The sequence below is a fragment of the Pseudomonas mandelii genome, assembly GCF_024138395.1.
Lineage (GTDB): Bacteria > Pseudomonadota > Gammaproteobacteria > Pseudomonadales > Pseudomonadaceae > Aquipseudomonas > Aquipseudomonas mandelii_E.
On the sequence record NZ_JAMYDU010000049.1, the window covers coordinates 1 to 5,508 of the forward strand.

The window sequence follows — 5,508 nt, forward strand, 5'->3', positions numbered from 1 at the left end:
TCTCGGTCGAAAGCGGAGAAAAAGAGGTGTTGACAGCAGCGAGTAACGCTGTAGAATTCGCCTCCCGCTAACGAGAGATCGAAAGCGCAAGTGGTTGAAGTTGCAAAGGAAACTTTGAAAACTTCTGAAAATAACCGCTTGACAGCAACAGAGGCTGCTGTAGAATGCGCGCCTCGGTTGAGACGAAAGCTCTTAACCAACCGCTCTTTAACAACTGAATCAAGCAATTCGTGTGGGTGCTTGTGGAGTCAGACTGATAGTCAACAAGATTATCAGCATCACAAGTTGCTCCGCGAGAAATCAAAGATGTAACCAACGATTGCTGAGCCAAGTTTAGGGTTTCTTAAAAACCCAAAGATGTTTGAACTGAAGAGTTTGATCATGGCTCAGATTGAACGCTGGCGGCAGGCCTAACACATGCAAGTCGAGCGGTAGAGAGGTGCTTGCACCTCTTGAGAGCGGCGGACGGGTGAGTAATGCCTAGGAATCTGCCTGGTAGTGGGGGATAACGCTCGGAAACGGACGCTAATACCGCATACGTCCTACGGGAGAAAGCAGGGGACCTTCGGGCCTTGCGCTATCAGATGAGCCTAGGTCGGATTAGCTAGTTGGTGAGGTAATGGCTCACCAAGGCGACGATCCGTAACTGGTCTGAGAGGATGATCAGTCACACTGGAACTGAGACACGGTCCAGACTCCTACGGGAGGCAGCAGTGGGGAATATTGGACAATGGGCGAAAGCCTGATCCAGCCATGCCGCGTGTGTGAAGAAGGTCTTCGGATTGTAAAGCACTTTAAGTTGGGAGGAAGGGCAGTTACCTAATACGTATCTGTTTTGACGTTACCGACAGAATAAGCACCGGCTAACTCTGTGCCAGCAGCCGCGGTAATACAGAGGGTGCAAGCGTTAATCGGAATTACTGGGCGTAAAGCGCGCGTAGGTGGTTCGTTAAGTTGGATGTGAAAGCCCCGGGCTCAACCTGGGAACTGCATTCAAAACTGACGAGCTAGAGTATGGTAGAGGGTGGTGGAATTTCCTGTGTAGCGGTGAAATGCGTAGATATAGGAAGGAACACCAGTGGCGAAGGCGACCACCTGGACTGATACTGACACTGAGGTGCGAAAGCGTGGGGAGCAAACAGGATTAGATACCCTGGTAGTCCACGCCGTAAACGATGTCAACTAGCCGTTGGGAGCCTTGAGCTCTTAGTGGCGCAGCTAACGCATTAAGTTGACCGCCTGGGGAGTACGGCCGCAAGGTTAAAACTCAAATGAATTGACGGGGGCCCGCACAAGCGGTGGAGCATGTGGTTTAATTCGAAGCAACGCGAAGAACCTTACCAGGCCTTGACATCCAATGAACTTTCCAGAGATGGATTGGTGCCTTCGGGAACATTGAGACAGGTGCTGCATGGCTGTCGTCAGCTCGTGTCGTGAGATGTTGGGTTAAGTCCCGTAACGAGCGCAACCCTTGTCCTTAGTTACCAGCACGTAATGGTGGGCACTCTAAGGAGACTGCCGGTGACAAACCGGAGGAAGGTGGGGATGACGTCAAGTCATCATGGCCCTTACGGCCTGGGCTACACACGTGCTACAATGGTCGGTACAGAGGGTTGCCAAGCCGCGAGGTGGAGCTAATCCCAGAAAACCGATCGTAGTCCGGATCGCAGTCTGCAACTCGACTGCGTGAAGTCGGAATCGCTAGTAATCGCGAATCAGAATGTCGCGGTGAATACGTTCCCGGGCCTTGTACACACCGCCCGTCACACCATGGGAGTGGGTTGCACCAGAAGTAGCTAGTCTAACCTTCGGGAGGACGGTTACCACGGTGTGATTCATGACTGGGGTGAAGTCGTAACAAGGTAGCCGTAGGGGAACCTGCGGCTGGATCACCTCCTTAATCGACGACATCAGCTGCTCCATAAGTTCCCACACGAATTGCTTGATTCATTGAAGAAGACGATAAGAAGCAGCCCGAAATTGGGTCTGTAGCTCAGTTGGTTAGAGCGCACCCCTGATAAGGGTGAGGTCGGCAGTTCGAATCTGCCCAGACCCACCAATTTTGTGTGGGAAACGCCTGTAGAAATACGGGGCCATAGCTCAGCTGGGAGAGCGCCTGCCTTGCACGCAGGAGGTCAACGGTTCGATCCCGTTTGGCTCCACCACTACTGCTTCTGTTTGTTGAAAGCTTAGAAATGAGCATTCCACCAAGACGGTGATGAATGTTGATTTCTAGTCTTTGATTAGATCGTTCTTTAAAAATTTGGGTATGTGATAGAAAGATAGACTGATGGCCACTTTCACTGGTGGTGATCAGGCTAAGGTAAAATTTGTGAGTTTAATCGCGAATTTTCGGCGAATGTCGTCTTCACAGTATAACCAGATTGCTTGGGGTTATATGGTCAAGTGAAGAAGCGCATACGGTGGATGCCTTGGCAGTCAGAGGCGATGAAAGACGTGGTAGCCTGCGAAAAGCTTCGGGGAGTCGGCAAACAGACTTTGATCCGGAGATGTCTGAATGGGGGAACCCACCTAACATAAGTTAGGTATCTTAAGCTGAATACATAGGCTTAAGAAGCGAACCAGGGGAACTGAAACATCTAAGTACCCTGAGGAAAAGAAATCAACCGAGATTCCCTTAGTAGTGGCGAGCGAACGGGGACTAGCCCTTAAGTGGCTTTGAGATTAGCGGAACGCTCTGGAAAGTGCGGCCATAGTGGGTGATAGCCCTGTACGCGAAAATCTCTTGGTCATGAAATCGAGTAGGACGGAGCACGAGAAACTTTGTCTGAATATGGGGGGACCATCCTCCAAGGCTAAATACTACTGACTGACCGATAGTGAACTAGTACCGTGAGGGAAAGGCGAAAAGAACCCCGGAGAGGGGAGTGAAATAGATCCTGAAACCGTATGCGTACAAGCAGTGGGAGCCCACTTTGTTGGGTGACTGCGTACCTTTTGTATAATGGGTCAGCGACTTATTTTCAGTGGCGAGCTTAACCGAATAGGGGAGGCGTAGCGAAAGCGAGTCTTAATAGGGCGTCTAGTCGCTGGGAATAGACCCGAAACCGGGCGATCTATCCATGGGCAGGTTGAAGGTTGGGTAACACTAACTGGAGGACCGAACCGACTACCGTTGAAAAGTTAGCGGATGACCTGTGGATCGGAGTGAAAGGCTAATCAAGCTCGGAGATAGCTGGTTCTCCTCGAAAGCTATTTAGGTAGCGCCTCATGTATCACTGTAGGGGGTAGAGCACTGTTTCGGCTAGGGGGTCATCCCGACTTACCAAACCGATGCAAACTCCGAATACCTACAAGTGCCGAGCATGGGAGACACACGGCGGGTGCTAACGTCCGTCGTGAAAAGGGAAACAACCCAGACCGTCAGCTAAGGTCCCAAAGTTATGGTTAAGTGGGAAACGATGTGGGAAGGCTTAGACAGCTAGGAGGTTGGCTTAGAAGCAGCCACCCTTTAAAGAAAGCGTAATAGCTCACTAGTCGAGTCGGCCTGCGCGGAAGATGTAACGGGGCTCAAACCATACACCGAAGCTACGGGTATCACTTAGGTGATGCGGTAGAGGAGCGTTCTGTAAGCCTGTGAAGGTGAGTTGAGAAGCTTGCTGGAGGTATCAGAAGTGCGAATGCTGACATGAGTAACGACAATGGGTGTGAAAAACACCCACGCCGAAAGACCAAGGTTTCCTGCGCAACGTTAATCGACGCAGGGTTAGTCGGTCCCTAAGGCGAGGCTGAAAAGCGTAGTCGATGGAAAACAGGTTAATATTCCTGTACTTCTGGTTATTGCGATGGAGGGACGGAGAAGGCTAGGCCAGCTTGGCGTTGGTTGTCCAAGTTTAAGGTGGTAGGCTGAGATCTTAGGTAAATCCGGGATCTTAAGGCCGAGAGCTGATGACGAGTGTTCCTTTGGAACACGAAGTGGTTGATGCCATGCTTCCAAGAAAAGCTTCTAAGCTTCAGGTAACCAGGAACCGTACCCCAAACCGACACAGGTGGTTGGGTAGAGAATACCAAGGCGCTTGAGAGAACTCGGGTGAAGGAACTAGGCAAAATGGCACCGTAACTTCGGGAGAAGGTGCGCCGGTGAGGGTGAAGCATTTACTGCGTAAGCCCACGCCGGTCGAAGATACCAGGCCGCTGCGACTGTTTATTAAAAACACAGCACTCTGCAAACACGAAAGTGGACGTATAGGGTGTGACGCCTGCCCGGTGCCGGAAGGTTAATTGATGGGGTTAGCTAACGCGAAGCTCTTGATCGAAGCCCCGGTAAACGGCGGCCGTAACTATAACGGTCCTAAGGTAGCGAAATTCCTTGTCGGGTAAGTTCCGACCTGCACGAATGGCGTAACGATGGCGGCGCTGTCTCCACCCGAGACTCAGTGAAATTGAAATCGCTGTGAAGATGCAGTGTATCCGCGGCTAGACGGAAAGACCCCGTGAACCTTTACTATAGCTTTGCACTGGACTTTGAATTTGCTTGTGTAGGATAGGTGGGAGGCTTTGAAGCGTGGACGCCAGTTCGCGTGGAGCCAACCTTGAAATACCACCCTGGCAACTTTGAGGTTCTAACTCAGGTCCGTTATCCGGATCGAGGACAGTGTATGGTGGGTAGTTTGACTGGGGCGGTCTCCTCCTAAAGAGTAACGGAGGAGTACGAAGGTGCGCTCAGACCGGTCGGAAATCGGTCGTAGAGTATAAAGGCAAAAGCGCGCTTGACTGCGAGACAGACACGTCGAGCAGGTACGAAAGTAGGTCTTAGTGATCCGGTGGTTCTGTATGGAAGGGCCATCGCTCAACGGATAAAAGGTACTCCGGGGATAACAGGCTGATACCGCCCAAGAGTTCATATCGACGGCGGTGTTTGGCACCTCGATGTCGGCTCATCACATCCTGGGGCTGAAGCCGGTCCCAAGGGTATGGCTGTTCGCCATTTAAAGTGGTACGCGAGCTGGGTTTAGAACGTCGTGAGACAGTTCGGTCCCTATCTGCCGTGGACGTTTGAGATTTGAGAGGGGCTGCTCCTAGTACGAGAGGACCGGAGTGGACGAACCTCTGGTGTTCCGGTTGTCACGCCAGTGGCATTGCCGGGTAGCTATGTTCGGAATAGATAACCGCTGAAAGCATCTAAGCGGGAAACTAGCCTCAAGATGAGATCTCACTGGGACCTTGAGTCCCCTGAAGGGCCGTCGAAGACTACGACGTTGATAGGTTGGGTGTGTAAGCGCTGTGAGGCGTTGAGCTAACCAATACTAATTGCCCGTGAGGCTTGACCATATAACACCCAAGCAATTTGCTGACCTGAAAAGGCACCAGATTGCGGTGTGTGAAGACGAAACGAACCGAAAGTTCGAGTAAAACACACAAACTATCGCATACCCAATTTGCTGAAGCGTCGAAAGACGGTTCGGTACCCGAATTTCTTGACGACCATAGAGCATTGGAACCACCTGATCCCATCCCGAACTCAGCAGTGAAACGATGCATCGCCGA

The 5,508-nt window shown here is 51.5% G+C and carries 2 tRNA genes and 3 rRNA genes; all 5 read left to right on the forward strand.

The features are described 5' to 3' along the window. The first annotated feature begins 363 nt into the window (after window positions 1-363). Window positions 364-1,900, forward strand: a 16S ribosomal RNA gene (locus NHU87_RS28165). 82 nt (window positions 1,901-1,982) lie between these two features. After that, a tRNA-Ile gene (locus NHU87_RS28170) sits at window positions 1,983-2,059 on the forward strand. Window positions 2,060-2,089: 30 nt separating this feature from the next. Beyond that, window positions 2,090-2,165 (forward strand) — tRNA-Ala (locus tag NHU87_RS28175). Between the two features lie 235 nt (window positions 2,166-2,400). Beyond that, window positions 2,401-5,292, forward strand: a 23S ribosomal RNA gene (locus tag NHU87_RS28180). Window positions 5,293-5,437: 145 nt separating this feature from the next. Then, window positions 5,438-5,508 (forward strand): 5S ribosomal RNA (rrf, locus tag NHU87_RS28185); the annotation flags it as partial.